The organism is Neisseria sp. HMSC31F04 (genome assembly GCF_001807735.1).
In the GTDB taxonomy this organism is placed as follows: Bacteria; Pseudomonadota; Gammaproteobacteria; order Burkholderiales; family Neisseriaceae; genus Neisseria; species Neisseria elongata.
The window spans coordinates 27961-47389 of record NZ_KV790802.1 but is presented as its reverse complement, the minus strand read 5'-3'; the positions used below and the strand labels follow the sequence as shown (position 1 = coordinate 47389).

General features: G+C 53.9%; 18 protein-coding genes and 3 pseudogenes. 12 read left to right on the top strand and 9 right to left on the bottom strand.

What is annotated here, in order from left to right; genetic code table 11:
• The first annotated feature begins 2 nt into the window (after positions 1 to 2).
• The 7 genes and pseudogenes from glnA to HMPREF3107_RS06125 all read left to right on the top strand — a co-directional run bounded on the left by glnA (position 3) and on the right by HMPREF3107_RS06125 (position 5984).
• Positions 3 to 1421, top strand: a complete 1419-nt coding sequence (gene glnA, locus HMPREF3107_RS06145; RefSeq protein WP_003773521.1) for a type I glutamate--ammonia ligase — start codon at positions 3 to 5, stop codon at positions 1419 to 1421.
• 102 nt (positions 1422 to 1523) lie between these two features.
• Positions 1524 to 2723 (top strand): NYN domain-containing protein, encoded by a 1200-nt coding sequence (locus HMPREF3107_RS06140; RefSeq protein ID WP_070454275.1) that lies wholly within the window; start codon positions 1524 to 1526, stop codon positions 2721 to 2723.
• 194 nt (positions 2724 to 2917) lie between these two features.
• A pseudogene (locus HMPREF3107_RS12340) lies at positions 2918 to 3055 on the top strand (IS5/IS1182 family transposase); the annotation flags it as partial.
• 149 nt (positions 3056 to 3204) lie between these two features.
• On the top strand, positions 3205 to 3342 hold the full coding sequence (locus HMPREF3107_RS12335) for a hypothetical protein (RefSeq protein WP_204371723.1): 138 nt from the start codon (positions 3205 to 3207) through the stop codon (positions 3340 to 3342).
• Between the two features lie 96 nt (positions 3343 to 3438).
• Complete coding sequence (locus HMPREF3107_RS06135; protein WP_070454273.1) at positions 3439 to 4239, top strand: RNA ligase family protein; 801 nt, start codon at positions 3439 to 3441, stop codon at positions 4237 to 4239.
• Positions 4240 to 4271: 32 nt separating this feature from the next.
• On the top strand, positions 4272 to 5405 hold the full coding sequence (locus HMPREF3107_RS06130) for an AAA family ATPase (protein WP_070454271.1): 1134 nt from the start codon (positions 4272 to 4274) through the stop codon (positions 5403 to 5405).
• Between the two features lie 57 nt (positions 5406 to 5462).
• Positions 5463 to 5984, top strand: coding sequence for a protein disulfide oxidoreductase (locus HMPREF3107_RS06125; RefSeq protein ID WP_083284636.1), 522 nt, complete (start codon positions 5463 to 5465; stop codon positions 5982 to 5984).
• 54 nt (positions 5985 to 6038) lie between these two features.
• On the opposite strand, the gene HMPREF3107_RS06120 is transcribed toward HMPREF3107_RS06125, so the two are convergent.
• The 6 genes and pseudogenes from HMPREF3107_RS06120 to HMPREF3107_RS06095 form a co-directional block, all read right to left on the bottom strand.
• Positions 6039 to 7421 carry a TolC family protein gene (locus HMPREF3107_RS06120; protein ID WP_070454269.1) on the bottom strand — a complete coding sequence of 461 codons (1383 nt, stop codon included), beginning with the start codon at positions 7419 to 7421 and terminating at the stop codon, positions 6039 to 6041.
• Positions 7422 to 7619: 198 nt separating this feature from the next.
• Positions 7620 to 7925, bottom strand: a pseudogene (locus HMPREF3107_RS06115) (helix-hairpin-helix domain-containing protein).
• A gap of 213 nt (positions 7926 to 8138) precedes the next feature.
• Positions 8139 to 8615, bottom strand: coding sequence for a DUF1877 family protein (locus HMPREF3107_RS06110; RefSeq protein WP_070454267.1), 477 nt, complete (start codon positions 8613 to 8615; stop codon positions 8139 to 8141).
• Positions 8616 to 8934: 319 nt separating this feature from the next.
• Positions 8935 to 9609, bottom strand: a complete 675-nt coding sequence (locus tag HMPREF3107_RS06105) for a glutathione S-transferase family protein (RefSeq protein ID WP_070454266.1) — start codon at positions 9607 to 9609, stop codon at positions 8935 to 8937.
• Positions 9610 to 9856: 247 nt separating this feature from the next.
• Positions 9857 to 11794: a MacB family efflux pump subunit gene (locus HMPREF3107_RS06100; RefSeq protein WP_070454265.1), complete on the bottom strand. Its 1938-nt coding sequence runs from the start codon at positions 11792 to 11794 to the stop codon at positions 9857 to 9859.
• A 96-nt stretch (positions 11795 to 11890) separates the two neighbouring features.
• Complete coding sequence (locus HMPREF3107_RS06095; RefSeq protein ID WP_070454306.1) at positions 11891 to 13066, bottom strand: MacA family efflux pump subunit; 1176 nt, start codon at positions 13064 to 13066, stop codon at positions 11891 to 11893.
• A 431-nt stretch (positions 13067 to 13497) separates the two neighbouring features.
• On the opposite strand from HMPREF3107_RS06095, the gene HMPREF3107_RS06090 reads away from it, so the two are divergent.
• The 3 genes and pseudogenes from HMPREF3107_RS06090 to HMPREF3107_RS12330 all read left to right on the top strand — a co-directional run.
• Entirely contained in the window at positions 13498 to 13884 is a 387-nt protein-coding gene (locus HMPREF3107_RS06090) for a type IV pilin protein (RefSeq protein WP_070454264.1), read from the top strand.
• 76 nt (positions 13885 to 13960) lie between these two features.
• Positions 13961 to 14428, top strand: coding sequence for a type IV pilin protein (locus HMPREF3107_RS06085; protein ID WP_070454263.1), 468 nt, complete (start codon positions 13961 to 13963; stop codon positions 14426 to 14428).
• A gap of 10 nt (positions 14429 to 14438) precedes the next feature.
• A pseudogene (locus HMPREF3107_RS12330) lies at positions 14439 to 14549 on the top strand (IS5/IS1182 family transposase); the annotation flags it as partial.
• Between the two features lie 58 nt (positions 14550 to 14607).
• Here the strand turns inward: HMPREF3107_RS12330 and acpS are convergent.
• From acpS to trpS, 3 genes are all read right to left on the bottom strand, one after another.
• Positions 14608 to 14985 (bottom strand): holo-ACP synthase, encoded by a 378-nt coding sequence (gene acpS, locus HMPREF3107_RS06080; protein WP_070454304.1) that lies wholly within the window; start codon positions 14983 to 14985, stop codon positions 14608 to 14610.
• 104 nt (positions 14986 to 15089) lie between these two features.
• Entirely contained in the window at positions 15090 to 15878 is a 789-nt protein-coding gene (locus tag HMPREF3107_RS06075; protein WP_070454262.1) for an RsiV family protein, read from the bottom strand.
• Positions 15879 to 15947: 69 nt separating this feature from the next.
• On the bottom strand, positions 15948 to 16958 hold the full coding sequence (gene trpS, locus HMPREF3107_RS06070) for a tryptophan--tRNA ligase (protein WP_070454261.1): 1011 nt from the start codon (positions 16956 to 16958) through the stop codon (positions 15948 to 15950).
• A gap of 277 nt (positions 16959 to 17235) precedes the next feature.
• Here trpS and HMPREF3107_RS06065 point away from each other — a divergent pair, with 277 nt between their 5' ends.
• Positions 17236 to 18618 (top strand): MFS transporter, encoded by a 1383-nt coding sequence (locus HMPREF3107_RS06065; protein ID WP_070454260.1) that lies wholly within the window; start codon positions 17236 to 17238, stop codon positions 18616 to 18618.
• A 3-nt stretch (positions 18619 to 18621) separates the two neighbouring features.
• Positions 18622 to 19143, top strand: a complete 522-nt coding sequence (locus HMPREF3107_RS06060; RefSeq protein ID WP_070454259.1) for a single-stranded DNA-binding protein — start codon at positions 18622 to 18624, stop codon at positions 19141 to 19143.
• Positions 19144 to 19429: the final 286 nt, after the last annotated feature.

Below are 19429 nucleotides of genomic sequence, written 5' to 3'. Positions count from 1 at the left end.
CCATGTCCGTCAAAGACGTTATCAAACTGATAGAAGAACACGAAGCCCGTTTTGTCGATTTGCGTTTTACCGACACCAAAGGCAAACAGCACCACTTCACCATTCCCGCCCGCATCGTATTGGACGACCCCGAAGAATGGTTTGAAAACGGCCAGGCGTTCGACGGCTCCTCCATCGGCGGCTGGAAAGGCATCCAGGCTTCCGACATGCAGCTGCGCCCCGACCCTGCAACCGCCTTCATCGACCCCTTCTTCGACGACGTTACCGTCGTGCTGACCTGCGACGTCATCGACCCCGCCAACGGACAAGGCTACGACCGCGACCCGCGCTCCATCGCCCGCCGCGCCGAAGCCTATCTGAAATCCTCAGGCATCGGCGACACCGCCTTCTTCGGCCCCGAACCCGAATTCTTCGTTTTCGACGGCGTCGAATTTGAAACCGACATGCACAAAACCCGCTACGAAATCACCTCCGAAAGCGGCGCATGGGCCAGCGGCCTGCATCTGGACGGCCAAAACACCGGTCACCGCGCCGGCGTGAAAGGCGGCTACGCACCCGTCGCACCCGTGGACGCAGGGCAGGATTTGCGTTCGGCCATGGTGAATATTCTGGAAGAAATCGGCATCGAAGTCGAAGTTCACCACGCCGAAGTCGGCACCGGCAGCCAAATGGAAATCGGCACCCGCTTCAACACACTGGTGCGCCGCGCCGACCAAACGCAGGACATGAAATACGTCATCCAAAACACCGCGCACAACTTCGGCAAAACCGCCACCTTCATGCCCAAACCCATCATGGGCGACAACGGCAGCGGCATGCACGTCCACCAATCCATCTGGAAAGACGGCCAAAACCTGTTTGCAGGCGACGGCTATGCCGGCCTGAGCGACACCGCGCTTTACTACATCGGCGGCATCATCAAACACGCCAAAGCCCTGAACGCGATTACCAATCCGTCCACCAACTCCTACAAACGTCTCGTGCCGCATTTTGAAGCACCGACCAAACTGGCCTATTCCGCCAAAAACCGTTCGGCCTCCATCCGCATCCCGTTTGTAAACAGCGTGAAAGCCCGCCGCATCGAAGCCCGCTTCCCCGACCCGACCGCCAACCCCTACCTGGCCTTTGCCGCCCTGCTGATGGCCGGTTTGGACGGCATCCAAAACAAAATCCATCCGGGCGACCCCGCCAGCAAAAATCTCTACGACCTCCCGCCCGAAGAAGACGCGCAAGTGCCTGCAGTCTGCGCATCGCTGGAAGAAGCACTGGCCGCCCTCAAAGCCGACCACGAATTCCTGCTGCGCGGCGGCGTATTCAGCAAAGACTGGATAGAAAGCTACATCGCCTTCAAAGAAGAAGACGTGCGCCGCATCCGCATGGCGCCACACCCGCTGGAATTCGAAATGTATTACAGCCTGTAAAACAAACGGCAGCCCGAACACACGGGCTGCCTTATTTGCAATAAGGCCGTCTGAAAAACGGTTTTCAGACGGCCTCAATAGACAAAACAGCACGGAGCCCCCATGACCACACTGGCCAATAAAAAACTCGCCGTCCTCATCGACGCCGACAACGCCCCCGCCGACATCATCGACCGCCTGCTCGAAGAAATCGCCAAATACGGCATCGCCAGCGTCAAACGCATCTACGGCGACTGGAGCCACGGCCTTTCCAAATGGAAAGCCGCCCTCCTGCCCCACGCCATCATCCCCGTCCAACAATTCGCCTACACCAAAGGCAAAAACGCCACCGACATGGCCCTGGTCATCGACGCGATGGATTTGCTCTACAGCGGCAACTTCGACGGCTTCTGCATCGTATCCAGCGATTCCGACTTCACCCGCCTGGCCAGCCGCCTGCGCGAAAGCGGCCTGACCGTATACGGCTTCGGCGAAAAGAAAACGCCCGAAGCCTTCCGCAAAGCCTGCGACAAATTCGTCTACACCGAAATCTTCCGTCCCGAAAAACAACGCCAAGAAAAAGAGAAAAACAACGGCAAAAACAACCCTGCCGCCGAAGAATCCGCCGCCGCACCCGACGCGCTGCCCCTGCTCAAACGCGCCGTGCGCGAAAATGCCGACGACCTCGGCTGGGCCAACCTCGGCCCCATCGGCAGCTACATCAGCAAAATCAACCCCGATTTCGACTCCAGGCTTTACGGCTACGGCAAACTCTCCGACCTCATCAAATCCTTCGACATCTTCGAACACCGCACCGACAACAACCAACTCCAAGTCCGCCGCAGCAAACCTGCCGACAAGCCCGCGGAAAAACCGGCGGAAAGGCCGTCTGAAAATCCCGCCGCAGCCAATCAGGCGGAAGAAAGCGTTTCAGACGGCCACAACGCCGCACCGAAACGCAAAACGCGCGGCAAAAAATCAAACCAAGCCAAAAACGAAAATGCCGCCCCCGCCCAAACGGCAGACACCGCACAACCGGCACCGGCCAAACCCGAACCCGCTGCCAAAAACAGCAAACTGCCCGTTACCCGCATCATCGCCACCGTACAGCAGGCCGTCGAAGCGGCCGCCGACGAACAAGGCTGGGCGCGCTTGGGCGATGTATCGAAACAACTGGCCGCACAAGGCACCGACCCGCAGCAATACGGCTTTGAAACCATCCGCAACCTTATCCACGCCATCTACGCCGACTGGCTGGAAATCAAAAAAGCCGGCCGCGGCGAACGCCTGCGGATTAACAAACGCTTTACCGCCAAAGGCTGAACGGAAAACCACCGTCCGTTTCAAAGCAGGGTACAATCTGCCGCCAAACCGTCCAAAGAAGAGGCCGTCTGAAAACCGCAAATCGTTTTAACTTCGTTGAAGCTGCGCTTTCAGACGGCCTTCCGACCATTCCCAAACCACCTATTCCCGCCCATACGGCAATAGCGGCAAACCTAAAATGACCACCCTGCATATATAGTGGATTAAATTTGAATCAGGACAAGGCGACGAAGCCGCAGACAGTACAGATAGTACGGCAAGGCGAGGCAACGCCGTACTGGTTTAAATTTAATCCACTATACACCCCAAAAACCCGACATTCTGCATCGCACTATTGGCATGAGGTCTGCCGACTGCAACAAAGTCGAACAGCATTCCGCCCGAAGCCGGTATTTGGACATTGCGGCTGCCGAAAAATTACCGTCAAATCCTGCCCTGCCGCACACCGGAATGACAGAACATCATCGAATGTTTCGACGAATTGGACGCACTGTCCCAACTCGACACCGCGGCATACACACACACCATAAACCGCCTGATCGGCGATTTGCAGCACATCTTGGCAGAACACGCGGAACAATATGAATTACATCTGACCTTCGGCGCATCAGACAGATAAACCTGCCCGACCTTATCCCGATGCAAGCCAATCCACTATAATGGAGGCCGTCTGAAAAAACGATTGACAATAAAATCCAGCCGAAAGACCAAGCACATGACCCAAACCCCGCAAAAATACGCCCGCAGCCTGCACGCACCCATCAGCTTGGGCACAACTTCAGACGACCGCTTTATGCCTCGCGGCTACCTCGCACATTTCGCTACTCTGCCGCAATTGGTATTGACCGAAAAACTGGATGGACAAAACAACTGCTTCGCCGCCCACGGCCTCTATGCCCGCAGCCATGCTGCCCCCACCCAACATCCTTGGGACAAACCGCTGCTACAACGCTGGCAGCACATCAAAAACGACTTGGGCGACCTCGAACTTTTCGGCGAAAACATGTACGGCATCCACTCCATCGCCTATTCGCAGTTGGAAAGCTATTTTTACCTGTTTGCCGTCCGACGCGGCGGACATTGGCTGTCGTGGGAAGAAGTCAAATTCTATGCTCAGCTTTTCGATTTCCCCACAGTCCCCGAACTTCCCATCGTGCAGCCGCTTAGCGAATTCACCCCAAAATACGCCGACGAAGACACCGCCTTAGCACAATGGCTTACCGCCAATTTAGGTGCAACATGGACAGACAGCGTACAAACCGCAGGCAAACTCGGCGGCTACGACCCGAAAACAGGCGAAGCATGCAGCGAAGGCTTCGTCATCCGCAACGCCGCTGATTTTGCCACCAACAACGGCAACCTGCCCGTACAGTCCAACGAGTTTGACAACCTCTTCAAACTCGTTCGCGCCAAACACGTTAAAACCGATGTGCATTGGACAAAAACCTGGAAACCCGCCCGCCTTATCGACTACGACAAATACCATTGGCAAAGCTGGCAGTTTCAGACGACCTGAAGTCAAACCATCCAATAATAAGAAAGACCACCATGTGGACATTCCCCCACTACACACCCGGCAAACTCCCCGACTGGCAAGCTTTGGAACACCGTTTCAGCTGGTTTGCCGACATGAAAAACGTGCCGCAGGATCCTGAATGGCACGCGGAAGGCGATGTGTTCGTCCATACCAAAATGGTGTGCGAAGCCCTGCTGCAACTGCCCGAATTCCAAGCACTCGGCGAGCAGGAGCAACATATCTTATTTACAGCCGCCATGTTGCACGACGTAGAAAAACGCAGCACCACCAAGCGCGAAAGCCAAGGCGGCAAAGAGCGGATTGTGTCGCCGCACCATGCCAAAAAAGGCGAATATACGGCACGCACCCTGCTTTACACCGAACTTGTCGCGCCATTTGCCGTGCGCGAAGCGATAGCCAAACTTGTGCGCTTGCACGGGCTGCCGCTGTGGGCAATCGACAAACCGAATCCGGAACGCGCCGCCATCGCTGCTTCTTTGCAGGTCGATACCGCCCACCTCGCCATGCTTGCCAAAGCCGACATTCTTGGCCGCATCTGCAACGATCAACAGGATATCCTGCTGCGCATCGACTTGTTCCGCGAGTTGTGCGAAGAAAACGGCTGCTGGGGCAAAGCGCGCGATTTCGCCAGCGATTACGGCCGCTATCTTTACCTCAACGGCCGCAGCGAAATGCCTGATTACCAACCGTTTGACGACCGAACCTTTGACGTGTACGCCATGTGCGCCATAGCGGGCAGCGGCAAAGACAGCTATATCCGGCGACACCTCGCCCATCTGCCCATGCTGTCGCTGGACGACATCCGTCGCGAGCGCAAACTCGACCCTGCCGACCCGAAACACACCGCCGAAGCCGTGCGCTTGGGTAAAGAGCAGGCAAAAGAATACCTGCGCGCGCGCACGTCATTTGTCTTCAACGCCACCAACCTCAACCGCGACCTGCGCAGCAAGTGGCTGCCGATGTTCGCCGACTACGGCGCGCGGGTACACCTGATTTATTTGGAAGTGCCTTACACGCAATTGCTGTCGCAAAACCGTAACCGCGAACATTCCGTGCCGAACGATGTGATACACCGCATGATCAATAAGCTGGAAATTCCCGATTACAGCGAAGCGCATACGGTGGATTTTGTGGTTGGAAATTGAATATTGAGGCCGTCTGAAAAACACCTCTGCCCATCCTGATAACCGAAAACAAATAATATGCACATCACACGCAAACACCTTTTTAAATTCTTACGCCAAGCCCTTGCGATGGCGGCAACCTTCATCATCGTCAGCCTTGTCCTGGACTGGTGGCGCGCGCCGAATGTGCCGCCTGGGGCGGCCGCTTTGCCGCTGCACACCATACAGGGGCGGCAAACCACGCTGGCCGAAGCCGGCGGAAACCGTACCGCCGTGCTGTATTTCTGGGGCTCTTGGTGCGGCATCTGCCGCCATACTTCGCCTGCGGTAGACAAACTGTCGCGCCAAGGCATTCCGGTAATCGGCGTGGCTTTGCGCTCCGGCAGCGATGAAGAAGTGGGCGCATATCTGAAAACGCACGGCTGGCAGTTTGATACGGTAAACGATGCCGACGGCGCATGGTCGGGGCAATGGCAGGTTCGGGTAACGCCGACCATCGTTTTGGTGAAAAACGGCCGTGTGCGCCACAGCACGACGGGACTGTCCGGCTATTGGGGTTTGCGCACACGTATCGGATTATTGGATTTGCTGGATTCTTGAGCATCAGGCAATCAAAAAAGGCCGTCTGAACATTTTTCAGACGGCCCCTTATCCTTATTTCGGCGTATAACGTCCCGCCATCGCTTTATACACCATGTTTTCGTATTTCAGCGTTCCATACCGCTGGTTCAGTACGTTTTGGGCGGAGCCGTATTCCGTGTTCAACGCTTCCAGCCAGTATTTCAGCTCGTTTTTGCCGTGCTGGTAGCGCACTTGGTAGTAGCGGCTGTTTTTCTTGTCCAAGGCGTAACGCTGCTCTTGGTTGTTAAGCGCGGCTTGGGCGTTTTGGTAGGCGAGGTAGTTGGTGTTGACTTCGTTCAGCGCGGTAGTCAGGGCTTTTTCAAAGTCGAGTTTGGCGCTGTCGAAATTGGCTTGGGCGGTTTTGTCTTTCCATTTCATGGTCTGCCAGTTGAGGAACGGCAGGTTGATGGTGGCGGAGCCGCCCAAGAGCGGGATATTGAACGCGCTTTTGGCTTTTTCAGACGACGTGCTCAAGCTCGCGCCCAAGGTAATCGAGGGATACCAACTGCGTTTTTGCGCTTCGACGGATTGGAGCGAGGATTGCAGGCGGTATTCGGCGGCGCGCAGGTCGGGGCGGTTCGCCAATACGGTAATCGGTACGTCGAGGTTCACGCCTTTGACGGACGGTAGGCGGAATTGCGCGGGGTCGGCGGCGATGGCTTCGTTCGGCTTGAGGTTGAGCAGGTTGCGTAAAACCTGTTTTTGCGTGTCGAGGCTGCTTTTCAGGGAAATCAGGTTGTTTTGCGCACTCAACAGCGATTGTTTCGCCTGCGTCGGCTGGCTGGAATCGGCTCTGCCGTAGCGGAACTTGGCTTCGGCAATGCGGTTGATTTCCTGATATTGCTTGAGTGATTTTTGCGCCAATTCAATGGCTTCGTTGAGATAGGCGATGTTGAAATAGGCGTCGGCGATATTGTTGATCAAAGTCAGGCGCGTGTTTGCCATATCCTGCCGCGTGGCTTGGTATTCCCACACTTGCGCGTCGGCGGTAGCACTGAGTTTGCGCCACAAATCCAATTCGTAGCTCAAACCGAGCTGGCTGCTGAAGGTGTTGCCGTGGCTGCCGGTTTTCAGATTTTTGGATGTAGACGCGCCCACAGAACCGCTGAACGACGGCACCAAATCCGCGCCCAAAATATTTGCCTGATACAGGGCTTTATTGACGCTGATGGCCGCCTGTTTCAAATCGATATTGTTTTCCAAAGCCTGCGCCATCAGGGCGTTGAGCTGCGGGCTTTGGTAGATTTCCCACCAGTTGCCGTTTACGTCGTAGCGTTCGGCGGCCTCCGCCGCGCTCATCACCTGCCCTGTCGATTCGAGCGTGAGGTTTTTGTCGGTACTGTGGACGGCGCACGCGCTTAAGGCAAGGGCGAGCGACAGGGATAATGCCGTCTGAAAAAAAGGTTTTGTCTGCATGTTGTGTCTTTCGGTTTAAATTTTCAGACGGCATGGAGGGTTGGTTGGGATGTCGTCTGAACAATATTGGAAGTGCCATTTACCGTCATTCCCGCGCAGGCGGGAATCTAGAGGTTTGAAATTGCAGCATCCCAAAATATTCTTTAAATGCCTAGGTCTGAATTCCCGCCTGCGCGGGAATGACAGGCATGGGTATTTTTATTTGAATCCACTATGTTTATCGGCTAAAAACACTTTTCGCTGATCCGTAAAATGCCACCACGGCTTCGGTTCGTTCCCCTGCATAAAATCAACCAGCGACAGAAAAATGTCGATCATGCAGAGATCTTGTCGGGTTGAGGTCAGGCTGCACAGGCGGTCGTACATTTCGTAAGCGTCCTACCCCGCCAAATCCTGCGGCTGCGTGATGCCGAGCAAAGCCAAATCCTCCGCCACGGCTTTGCCGACATTGGGCAGGTCGGTCAGCGTGTTCAGCTTGCTTCTTTGTACTTTGTCGGGACTCATGTTTTAGCCTTTGTTTTGGAGGCCGTCTGAAAACCTGAAAACGGATGTATGAACTGGTTTTCGTGGGCGAAGCCCACGCTACTTTCGCCACTGCCATTCCCGCGCAGGCGGTAATGACGGCAAAGCCATTTCTTATTTGAATTTATGTCGGATACAAGTATCCGACTTACTTTTTTCAGACGACCTCTGCCCATTTAAAAAGGTCGTCTGAAATCATGAAATCCTGACCACGACGCCGCAATGCTGTTCGGCGGCGGCTTGGTAGAACGCGGCGAGTTCTTGAAACCGCTGCGCCAATTCTGCGCGGGTTTCGGCAAAGGCTTTTTCGTCGCTCCAAATATCGGGGTAGATTTGGCTGTTTTGGAAATCTGCTGCGGTTTTGCCGTCAAGCAGCGCGGCGAAGTCGGTTTGCTTCAGGGCTTTCGCCACTTCGGCAGTTTCGGTATCGCCAATCCAGCCGATGTGTTCGCCCGCTTCTTCGTCCTGCCGCAGGATGTTGCCAATCATGGCTTTGCTCAACGGGTTTGCTGCGTCTGCATCGTCCGAGCCTTTGCCGGTCAGGACGAAATGCAGCGCGTCCCAGAGTTTGCCTGCGCTGCATTCGGCTACGGCGGCTGGCGTGCCGGTGGAGGCTTTGATTTGTTCGATGCCGCTTTGTGAATGGGCTGTGTATGTTGCGTAAACGTCCATAGGTTTCCTTGTATTGAAGGCTGAAGATGCCTGTTTCGGGAGGGGTCGTCTGAAATATAGTGGATTAACTTTAAACCAGTACGGTGTTGCCTCGCCTTAGCTCAAAGAGAACGATTCTCTAAGGTGCTGAAGCACCAAGTGAATCGGTTCCGTACTATCTGTACTGTCTGCGACTTCGTCGCCTTGTCCTGATTTAGTTAATCCACTATATGTTGCGGGTTCGGACGACCTTCGGGCTGTTTTCGCAATGTATTGTGTGAATCGTGTGTTCGGTATCTCGTCGGGCAGCCAAACCCGACTTTTGCTTTTTCAGACGACCTTATTTATCCAAACGCAGCAGCGGGTCGCCTGCTTTCTGTACCGCCGTTTGATAGGCGGAGTCGTTTTCGATGCGCTGCAAATAGGCGCGGATGTTGGGATATTCCGCCAATCCGAAGCGGTCGGCGGCGGCTTGCAGCGGGTAACTCATCATGATGTCCGCGCCGCTGAGTTGGTTACTGACCAGCCAGTCTTTGCCGTTTAATTCGTTTTCGACATAGGCTAGATGCAGGGCGGCTTGCGGCTCGATAAAGCCGTTTTTGACGTTGCCGCTGATTTTGCGTGCGACGGGTTTGACGAAAAACGGCATGGGGGCGTTTTCTATTTTGCGGAACACCAGCCCAAGCAAAAGCAAGGGCATCAGCGAACCTTCGGCATAGTGCAGCCAGCGTTGGTAATGCCAGTAATCTTGGCTGCCGCGTTCGGGCATGAAGCGTCCTCCGCCGTAGGTTTGAATCAGGTAGTCGGTAATCGCGCCGCTTTCGTTGAGCACGAATCCGTCGTCGTCGATAACGGGGGACTTGCCCAGCGGGTGAACGGCTTTGAGTTCGTCGGGCGCGAGCAGGGTTTCGGGATGGCGCGCGTAGGTTTTGATTTGATACGGTGCGCCGATGAGTTCGAGCAGCCAGACGATGCGCAGGGCGCGGGACTGTGCCAATACATGTAGGGTAATCATTTGGTTTTCCTCGGTGTGTGTGTAGTGGATTAACTTTAAACCAGTACGGCGTTGCCTCGCCTTAGCTCAAAGAGAACGATTCTCTAAGGTGCTGAAGCACCAAGTGAATCGGTTCCGTACTATTTGTACTGTCTGCGGCTTCGTCGCCTTGTCCTGATTTTTGTTAATCCACTATATGTTCATTGTAATGACAATAGCCAAACTGTGTTTTCAGACGACCTTTTGGGTTTGGAGGCCGTCTGAAACTTTAATCCTTAGACAAGGCGTCAATCGGGTTGAGTTTGGAAGCTTTGTTGGCGGGCATAAAACCGAACGCCACGCCGATGGCTGTCGAGCAGACAACCGCACCGATGACGGACATTACGGAAATTTCCATCGGAAACTCGGTTACGAAATGGTTGAACACAAGGCTGATGAGCGTGGACAGCCCTACCCCGACCAAGCCGCCGATGATACAGATTAAGACCGCTTCAATCAGGAATTGTTGCAGGATGTTGTTGCGCCGCGCACCGATCGCCATGCGCACGCCGATTTCTTTGGTACGCTCGGTAACCGACACCAGCATGATGTTCATCACGCCGATACCGCCGACCACCAATGAAATCAGGGCGATGGAAGAAATCAGCAGCTTCATCGTGCCGGTGGTGGTTTCGACCATCTGCTTGATGCTGTCGCTGTTGTTCATGAAAAAGTCTTCCGTGCCGTGCCGCGTTTTGAGCAGCTCGGTCAGTCCTTTTTCGGCGACTTGGGTGTTGGCGTCGTCTTTGATTTTGACGGTAATCGAGTTGGTGTGGCTCTCGCCAGTGATTTGGTGCATCACGGTCGTATAGGGCGACCAAAGCATCAATACGTCGGCGTTACCGAAAGAATTTTCCTCTTTTTTCATCACGCCGATGACGGTCAGCGGGCGTTTTTTGAAAAGAATTGTTTTACCCAAAGGATCGGTGTCTTCGCCGAAAAGTTTGTTTTTGGTATTTTGGTCAATCACGACGACTTGCGCGTCTTCTTTCACATCGCCCTCGTCAAACAGGCGGCCTGATTCCAGCTTCAGCCCGCGCACGTCGAAATATTGTTCACCCACGCCGTAAAGCGAGGCGGTCAGGTCGGTGTTGCGGTAGGTCAACGTGCCACCGGAGGTCGTTTGCGGCGTGGCGGAAGCGACGTAGCTTTGTTTGGCGATGACTTTCGCGTCGTCAATGGTCAGGGTTTTAATCCTGCCGCTGCGCCTGTCGCCGAAACCGCGTCCGGGGAAGATGCTGATGGTGTTCGTCCCCATCGCGCTGATGTCTGCGAGGATTTTTTTCTCGGAGCCGTTGCCCAAAGCGACGACGGACACGACCGAGGCAATGCCGATGATGATGCCGAGCATGGTCAGGAGCGAACGCATTTTGTGCGCCATAATCGCCTGCACCGACATTTTGAAGGCTTCGACGAATTGGTCGTAATAAAACAGCCACGAAGATTTTTCTTTGATGCGTTCTATTTTGCTTTCGGGGATTTCGGGATTTTTTGAACTGTCGGAGATGATTTCGCCGTCGCGGATTTCGATGATGCGGTTGGCGATGGCGGCGATACCGGGATCGTGCGTGACCATAATCACGGTATGCCCTTCTTTATGCAGCTTTTGGATGATTTCGATGACGTTTTTGCCGCTGGCGGTATCGAGCGCGCCGGTCGGTTCGTCGGCAAAGATGATTTCGCCGCCGTTCATCAGGGCGCGGGCGATGGAGACACGCTGCTGCTGGCCGCCGGAAAGTTCGCTGGGTTTGTTGCCTTCTTTGCCTTCCAGACCCAAATCCTGCAACAACTTCTCCGCACGATTAGAACGCTCTTTGCCGCCCATGCCCATATACACGGCAGGCAGGGCGACGTTGTCCCGCGCCGTCAGCGAGCCTAACAAGTTGTAGCGTTGGAAAATAAAGCCGAAGCGTTCGCGCCGCAATGCCGCCAGTTCGTCCGGCTCCATTTTGGCGGTTTCGATGCCGTCGATTTGATACGAACCCGAAGTCGCGCTATCCAAGCAGCCGAGGATGTTCATCAGCGTGGATTTGCCCGAACCGGACTGCCCGATGATGGCGACGAAATCGCCCTTCTCTATCGACAGGCTGACATCTTTCAAAACATGAACGCGGTTCGCGCCGCTGCCGAAGTAGCGGTTGATGTTTTTACATTCGATTAAGCTCATAAGTGTTTCCGACCGATAATGATGTATGGAGTGGAAAGGCCGTCTGAAAGGGGGATTTTGCTAAGAAACAAAACTTTCAGACGACCTGTTGCCTATTTATCTCGGCGGACCCTGCATGGCGCGTTGTGCCGCTTCAGCCTGCTCCGCCGCGCTCATTTCCGACATCACCACCTTGTCGCCTTCTTTCAAACCGCTTTTCACTTCGGTATTCATACTGTCTTTCAGACCGACCGTAATCTCGCGTTCCGAAGCTTTACCGTCCGCGCCTAAAACGCTGACAAACGATTTGCCGTCGTGTTTTTTAATCGTCAGCGTCGGCACGAGCAAAACGTTTTTCACGCTGTTGATTTCAATCGTATTCTGCGTGGTCATACCGATGGAAAGTTTGCCGTCGGGATTAGGCACCAAAGCGCGGGCGTAGTAATAAATCGCATTGGAAGTCGTGTCCGTGCTGGTGGTGTAGCTGCCCAGCGACATCGTGGTCAAGCCCGGATCGACGCTGTCGAGCTTCGCCTTAATCGGCGTATCCGGTTCGGACAAAATCGTAAACGAAATATCCTGCCCCGCCTTCACCTTCGTAATATCGCCTTCGGCAATCTGCATTTTGTTCAACATCGTACCCAGATTCGCCAACTGGATAATCGTCGGCGTGGACTGCACCGCGTTCACGGTCTGCCCTTCTTCCACCGGAATCGCCACCACCGTACCGTCCATCGTCGCGGTAATGCGGGTATAGCCCAATTCTGATTCGGCGGTATTGATGGAGATTTTGGTTTGCTTGATGGAAGCCTTCAGCTCGGCAACGTTCGCCTTAGCCGCAGCCAACGCATCCTGCGCGCTTTCCAAATCCTCTTTGGACGTCGCGTTTTTCTTCCACAAAGCCGCTTCTCGCTTGTATTTCTTCTCCGCACTGTTCAGCGCAATTCCGGCAGAAACCAATTTCGCCTGATACGTTTCCAGCTTGGATTTTTCCGTATTCAGCGTATTCACCTGAGTGGTCGAATTGATTTCTGCAATCAAATCGCCCTTTTTAACCTGCTGCCCGAGCTTGACGTACAGCTTCTTAATCTGCCCCGAAGCCTGCGCGCCCACCGACACCAAGTTCGACGGCGAAATCTCGCCCGTAGCGGATACCGTCTGGCTGATGTCGCCGCGTTTGACCGTTTCCGTGATGTAAGAAGTTTGAGGTTCGGGCTGGAAATAAGACCATACGCTATAGGCTGCAACCAATGCGACTGCCGGAATCGCAATCCATTTCACAGTTTTTTTCATCATTGACAACTGCTTTCTTCCAAATTCGGTTTAGATTTAAGAAAAACGGCGGGAAGTGTACTGTAAACCCGGAATGCAGCCAAGCAGCCAAACCACGCAAGAACCCTATTACCTCATTGTCTCAAAAGTATTTTTACTTTTTTTGATTTACACGAAGCCGAATAACTTTACATATAACACAATGATATCGGTTACATAGCGCATCCATATGCCGGCCAATAGATACGATGCTTAAGGCATTTCCGTTGTTTCACTGCAACGGAAACGGATTTTTCAATACGCCGATTATCACTCAAAAAAACCGCTTATCATCTACTTACCCGCCTCAGCCCTAAACTAAACGGAAGTTCGCTATAATTACGAAGTTGCATTGCAACAGGTCAGCCTCATACATCACATTAAACGGCGGCTTTCACATTACAGGTTGAAACATGATGAACAAACATCCCCTACGCGGCTTCACTTTGATTGAAGTATTAATTACTGTTGCCATTGTGGCCATTCTTGCCGCAATCGCCCTTCCTTCTTACGACCGGTTCGTCCGCAGCTCCCGTTTGGAAAATGCTCGCGCCGATTTATTGAACAACTCACAGCGTTTGGAACGCTACTATGCTCAAAAGCGTAAATTTACCGGTTTTGACAAACTAAAAAACGACAACCGTTACTTTAATATTGAGGGCACATACAAAGACAACCATTTTACTTTGACCGCTAAACCCAACAGCACCAGCAACAGCAGCGAAACCCGTTTCCTACAGTTAGATGACAGCGGCACCGTCGTCATCTGCGAAGCTGCTGACGAGTGCGTAATGTATTGATAAAATTATCCTTTACAAATCATACTAAATACAGAATACTGCCGATTCGCTTTTACTCATTTTAAAGGGGAATAAAATGAATCGGCAGTATTCCATTTCCGGCTTCAGTTTGTATGAAATATTGTTTGCCGTTGCGGTGACGGCTGTTTTGGCTGCCATTGCCCTGCCTGCCTATCAGCGTTATGTCAAAGACGCCCGATTAAAACAGGCGGCTTCGGCCTTGCAGAACAATGCACATGCACTCGAACGATTTTATGCCCAGCATAAAAGTTTTAAAAAGAATTCGACTACTTGGGCTGATTTGGCTGTCAAACAAAATGACTATTTCTGCTTCAGGATGCAGGGAAATGCACGCGGCGCCCTTCCGGACAACTTTACCGTCAAAGCTGTCGCCTTAAACAAAGACAGCGAACCGAGGGTGTTGAAAATCAATCAGGATATGATACTGACACTCTGCGAAACCAGCTCTTCTTCCTGTTCGGAAAGCAATACTTATTTCAGCAACGCCAACGGCACCGACAGCAACTGCGTCATTTACGAATAGAACCGTACGGCAATATAGTGGATTAAATTTGAATCAGGACAAGGCGACGAAGCCGCAGACAGTACAGATAGTACGGCAAGGCGAGGCAACGCCGTACTGGTTTAAATTTAATCCACTATATTAAAGAGGCCGTCTGAAACTTTATTTTTCAGACGGCCTCTTGTTCATGCACGCAAACCTCAGTTTTCCGCTATGGCAAACGCTAAAACATGATTATCCTCATCGCTTAGACTCAAATGCACTCGGCGGATGCCTTGCGCGTCCAACCAGTTTTGCAGCGGTGCGGCGTAGAAATATTCGGGCTTGCCCAACACATCGTGGCCGATACCGATATGCTGCAGCGATACCGCCCCCCGAATGCCGGTGCCGACAGCTTTGGCAAAAGCCTCTTTGGCGGCAAACCGTTTGGCCAAAAAAACTGACGGCCGCACGGCAGCGGAAAACTCCGTTAATTCCACCGGATGCAGGATACGTTCGGCAAACGCGCGGCCGTATTTCTGATGCAGCTTTTCAATACGCTTCACATCGGTCAAATCGGTACCTATTCCGTAAATCATCTTCATCAAATCATCTTCATCTTTTCCTGCCGTTTGCCCGGCATCCATTATGGGTACTTCACGCCGTCTGAAACCAATTTAACCGTTTCAGACGGCCTTCATCTTCAGTCTTTGGCTGTTTTATGAAATCTCTGTGACTGGCGCAGCCATTCCGGCTTGACGATGCCCTGCAGTTTGTTGGCCGGCAGGGTAAAGTAGGCCGTATTCACATAGCCGCCGAGGGAATAGGGATTAAAGGCGAAATAGAGGCCGTTTTTATCCAAAGCCCAGTTAAAATCCGTTTTTTGATAATCTTGCTCGAAACCGGAAGGCAACATTTCCAAGGCTTCTTGGCGGTTTTGGGCTTTGCCTGCCGCCACATATTCATCAGCCACTCCTTCTTTTACCAAGGCAATGAATGCGGCTTTCTTGCCGGGCAGAAGGATGTCGTCCGTTGTCAGTTTTTCTACTTTGCCTCGACGCGGAACCGTGCTGAAATATTCTCCGCCATTGCCATGCGCACCGCCGCCGTAAATCCATATATTGGTGCGTATGGTTAAGTAGTCGGGCGAATAGCCGAACAAGGTGTTGCCCGCAATGTATTCCAAACGCAGGTATTTACCCTCGTCGTCCTTGGTTTCATCTACTGTTTCTTTCAATTTTTTCCACACATGGCTTGGCGAGAAATCTGCCAGCTCTAATTCTTCAAGACCGTCATACAACAAGCCGTCGGAGAATGCCGTCAGGGCCTGTTCGGCAAACATCAGGCGGGTTATCTCGATTTTTCCGCATTCCTGTTTTTCAGACGGCCTTGGGCAGTATTCCGCTTTAACGGTTTCGCTTTTGGTTTTCGGCGTTTGCGCCAAAGCCGGAATGGCAGCGGCCAAAAGCAGGGAAATTAGAATTTTCTGCATTTTTCCTCACAATTAACAGCAGTTTTATTTTTCAGACGGCCTGCCTTTGGAATAAGGCAGGCCATTCGTTTACTTCAATGGACGGATGCCGACGGCGTCGCGTACTTTGTCCAGCAGTTCGCGCGCTTCTTTGCGCGCTTTGGCTGCGCCTGCCTGCAGGATGTCTTCGATTTGCGAAGGATTGGCGGTCAGCTCGTTGTAGCGTTCGCGCGGTTCTGCCAGCTCGGCGTTGATTTTGGCGGCCAAGAGCTTTTTGGCTTCGCCCCATGCCAGGCCTTCGGCAAGCATTTGTGTGAACGCTGCGGTTTCAGACGGCGTGGAGAAGGCTTTGTAGATTTCAAACAAGGGGCTTTCGTCGGGCTGTTTCGGCTCGCCCGGCTCTTTCATATTGGTGATAATTTTGCTGACCGATTTTTGGGTTTTCTTGTTGTTTTCCCAAAGCGGAATGGTGTTGTCGTAGGATTTGGACATTTTGCGTCCGTCCAAGCCGACCAAGAGTTCGACGTTTTCGTCGATTTTCACTTTGGGCAGGGTGAAGACTTCTTTGAAGCGGTGGTTGAAGCGGCCGGCGATGTCGCGCGCCATTTCGACGTGTTGGATTTGGTCGCGGCCGACGGGCACTTCGTTGGCGTTGAACATGAGGATGTCGGCAGTCATCAGGATAGGGTAGCTGTACAGACCCATTTCTACGCCGTGGTCGGGGTCTTCCTGATTGTTTTCAGCGTTTGCCTGCACGGCGGCTTTATAAGCGTGGGCGCGGTTCATCAGGCCTTTGGCGGTGATGCAGGTCAGAATCCAGTTCAATTCCATCACTTCGGGAATGTCGCTTTGGCGGTAGAAGGTGGTGCGCTCGGGATCGAGTCCACAGGCCAGCCAAGTAGCGGCAACGGCCTGGGTGGATTGGTGAATCATCTCCGGCTCGTGGCATTTGATGATGCCGTGGTAGTCGGCGAGGAAAAGGAAGGATTCGGTATCGGGGTTTTGCGCCGCGCGGACGGCAGGGCGGATGGCGCCGACGTAGTTGCCCAGATGCGGGATGCCGGTAGTGGTTACGCCTGTGAGGACGCGTTTCTTGCTCATTGTGTAATCCTTCTTGCTGTGCCGCGCGGTGTGCCTTTTTTCAGACGGCCTCCCTATATATTTTGGCCGTCTGAAAATCGCTTCAGACGCACGGCTGTTCGGTAAAGCGTGGATTGTAGCAGATTCGGCCGCCTGCCCGCGCGGCATCTGTCGGTGGTTTCCTGCCGCGATTGGTATATAATCCGCCGCTTTATACAGTTTTCAAACGGCCTCTCCTGCAAAAATGCAGCCGCTGTGCGGTTTTATGTTTTTCAGACGGCCTTTCGGATGGTAAAAGATGGCTCGATCAAACCAAACCCAAATGTCTCCCGAAGAATGGCGTGCCAGCACTTCGTTATCGGGTGTGTACGCATTGCGGATGCTGGGGATGTTTCTGGTGCTGCCCGTGCTGGCATTGTATGCCGACGGCCTGCCCGGCGCGGACAACAACAAAACCCTGGTCGGCCTGGCCGTGGGCATGTACGGACTGACGCAGGCTTTGATGCAGCTTCCGCTGGGCATCGCTTCCGACCGTTTCGGCCGGAAGAAAACCATTTATTTCGGCCTGCTGCTGTTTGCCGCCGGCAGTTTTCTCGCCGCTTCGGCCGATTCGCTGGAAATGCTCGTCATCGGCCGCGCATTGCAGGGCGCGGGGGCGGTGAGTGCTGCGGTAACCGCGTTGCTGGCCGACCTGACGCGTGAGGAAGTCCGCACCCGTTCGATGGCGATGATAGGCTTGAGCATAGGCATCACCTTCTCCGCCAGCCTGATTCTGTCGCCGATGCTGACCAGCGTCATCGGCGTGAAAGGCCTGTTTATCATGACGGGCCTGCTGACCTTGTCCAGCATGGCCGTGGTGGCGTTTTGGACGCCCGACCCCGCCGTATCCAAACTGCACGAAGACGCGCAGGCGCAGCCGTCCCGTTTCGGCGAAGTGTTTGCCGACCGCCGCCTGATGAGCCTCAATTTCGGCATCTTCGCCCTGCATTGCGGCATGATGGCTCTGTTTACCACCCTGCCCTTCATCATGGTCGATTTGGGCTTGGACAAAACCGTACATTGGAAAATTTATTTCCCCGCCACACTGATCGGCCTGATACTGATGGTTCCCGCGATTATCGTCGGCGAAACGCGCAACCGCCTCAAACAGGTTTTCATCTCCGGTATCGTACTGACCTTGATTGCCCTCGCCGCCCTAATGTTGTCGTTGCACTCCCTGTGGCTGATTGCCGCCTGCCTGATTGTGTACTTTATCGGTTTCAACATCTTGGAGGCCAGCCAGCCTTCCATGGTTTCCAAAATCGCCCCCGCCGACTTGAAAGGCACGGCCATGGGCGTATACAACACCCTGCAATCGATAGGCCTGCTCTGCGGCGGGCTGGCAGGCGGAATGCTCTACCAAAATTACGGCATGTATGCCGTCCTCTCGTTTACACTCGTATTAACCGCCGCCTGGCTGGTCAGCGCCATCCTCAGCCCCGCACCAAAACCGGTTAAAAACATTGCCTTTAAAATCGGCACATCTTGGCACGGACGGCAGGAAGCCCTACACTTCGCACTCGGCAAGGTAGCCGGCGTGGAGCACATCAGCTTCAGCAGCGACGGCGAAACCGTCTACATCAAAGCCCTGCAAAAAGGTTTCGACGAAGCCGCAGCCAAAAACATCATCTCAGGAGTATAAAAAATGTCCCTAAACAAAGTCATCCTTATCGGCAACCTCGGCCGCGACCCCGAAGTGCGCTACATGCCCAACGGCGAGGCCGTCTGCAACTTTTCCATCGCCACCAGCGAAACATGGAACGACCGCCAAACCGGACAGCGCCAGGAACGCACGGAATGGCACAATATCACCCTCTACCGCCGCTTGGCCGAAGTGGCGGGACAATACCTGAAAAAAGGCAGCCAGGTTTACATTGAAGGCCGCATCCAAAGCCGCAAATACACCGGCAAAGACGGCATCGAGCGCACAGCCTACGACATCATCGGCAGCGAAATGAAAATGCTCGGCGGACGGCAAAGCAGCGGCAGCAGCGCGCCTTACGACGAAGGCTACCAGCCTGCACCGCAGCAGCAATACCAGCAACAACCCTACCAGGCACAACAGCAGCCCGCCTACAACAGCGAGCCGCCCGCCGCGCCGCGCCGCCAAGCTCCGGCCGCACCCGCCCAGCCTGTAGATGACATCGATGACGACATCCCGTTTTGAATTCTTGCGTACACATGCTGCCGGGTTGAGCAGGGCAGTGCATATTCGAAGCCGTGGCGCGCCATCAGTTCGTCCACTTTGGGGCGGAAGTATTTGTAGAAGTCTTTGATATTCTTCGGCAACCCCTGCTTTCCTGCCGCTACTGCTGCTCTTCAACTTCGCATTGGCGCAGGTAGCCTTGTTTTTTGGTCGGGGTATTCCCGGCCGTCTCGGGCAGCAGCAGGTAGCCGTTGGCATCGTACAGCACGAGGCCGAGGCTTTCGCTGCGGCAGGTCAGTATCGGCAT

Excerpts from the sequence above, each read along its gene's own strand:
- glnA (WP_003773521.1), top strand. The coding sequence starts at position 3 with ATGTCCGTCAAAGACGTTATCAAACTGATAGAAGAACACGAAGCCCGT.
- HMPREF3107_RS06140 (WP_070454275.1), top strand. The coding sequence starts at position 1,524 with ATGACCACACTGGCCAATAAAAAACTCGCCGTCCTCATCGACGCCGAC.
- HMPREF3107_RS06135 (WP_070454273.1), top strand. The coding sequence starts at position 3,439 with ATGACCCAAACCCCGCAAAAATACGCCCGCAGCCTGCACGCACCCATC.
- HMPREF3107_RS06130 (WP_070454271.1), top strand. The coding sequence starts at position 4,272 with ATGTGGACATTCCCCCACTACACACCCGGCAAACTCCCCGACTGGCAA.
- HMPREF3107_RS06125 (WP_083284636.1), top strand. The coding sequence starts at position 5,463 with ATGCACATCACACGCAAACACCTTTTTAAATTCTTACGCCAAGCCCTT.
- HMPREF3107_RS06120 (WP_070454269.1), bottom strand. The coding sequence starts at position 7,421 with ATGCAGACAAAACCTTTTTTTCAGACGGCATTATCCCTGTCGCTCGCC.
- HMPREF3107_RS06110 (WP_070454267.1), bottom strand. The coding sequence starts at position 8,615 with ATGGACGTTTACGCAACATACACAGCCCATTCACAAAGCGGCATCGAA.
- HMPREF3107_RS06105 (WP_070454266.1), bottom strand. The coding sequence starts at position 9,609 with ATGATTACCCTACATGTATTGGCACAGTCCCGCGCCCTGCGCATCGTC.
- HMPREF3107_RS06100 (WP_070454265.1), bottom strand. The coding sequence starts at position 11,794 with ATGAGCTTAATCGAATGTAAAAACATCAACCGCTACTTCGGCAGCGGC.
- HMPREF3107_RS06095 (WP_070454306.1), bottom strand. The coding sequence starts at position 13,066 with ATGAAAAAAACTGTGAAATGGATTGCGATTCCGGCAGTCGCATTGGTT.
- HMPREF3107_RS06090 (WP_070454264.1), top strand. The coding sequence starts at position 13,498 with ATGATGAACAAACATCCCCTACGCGGCTTCACTTTGATTGAAGTATTA.
- HMPREF3107_RS06085 (WP_070454263.1), top strand. The coding sequence starts at position 13,961 with ATGAATCGGCAGTATTCCATTTCCGGCTTCAGTTTGTATGAAATATTG.
- acpS (WP_070454304.1), bottom strand. The coding sequence starts at position 14,985 with ATGATTTACGGAATAGGTACCGATTTGACCGATGTGAAGCGTATTGAA.
- HMPREF3107_RS06075 (WP_070454262.1), bottom strand. The coding sequence starts at position 15,878 with ATGCAGAAAATTCTAATTTCCCTGCTTTTGGCCGCTGCCATTCCGGCT.
- trpS (WP_070454261.1), bottom strand. The coding sequence starts at position 16,958 with ATGAGCAAGAAACGCGTCCTCACAGGCGTAACCACTACCGGCATCCCG.
- HMPREF3107_RS06065 (WP_070454260.1), top strand. The coding sequence starts at position 17,236 with ATGGCTCGATCAAACCAAACCCAAATGTCTCCCGAAGAATGGCGTGCC.
- HMPREF3107_RS06060 (WP_070454259.1), top strand. The coding sequence starts at position 18,622 with ATGTCCCTAAACAAAGTCATCCTTATCGGCAACCTCGGCCGCGACCCC.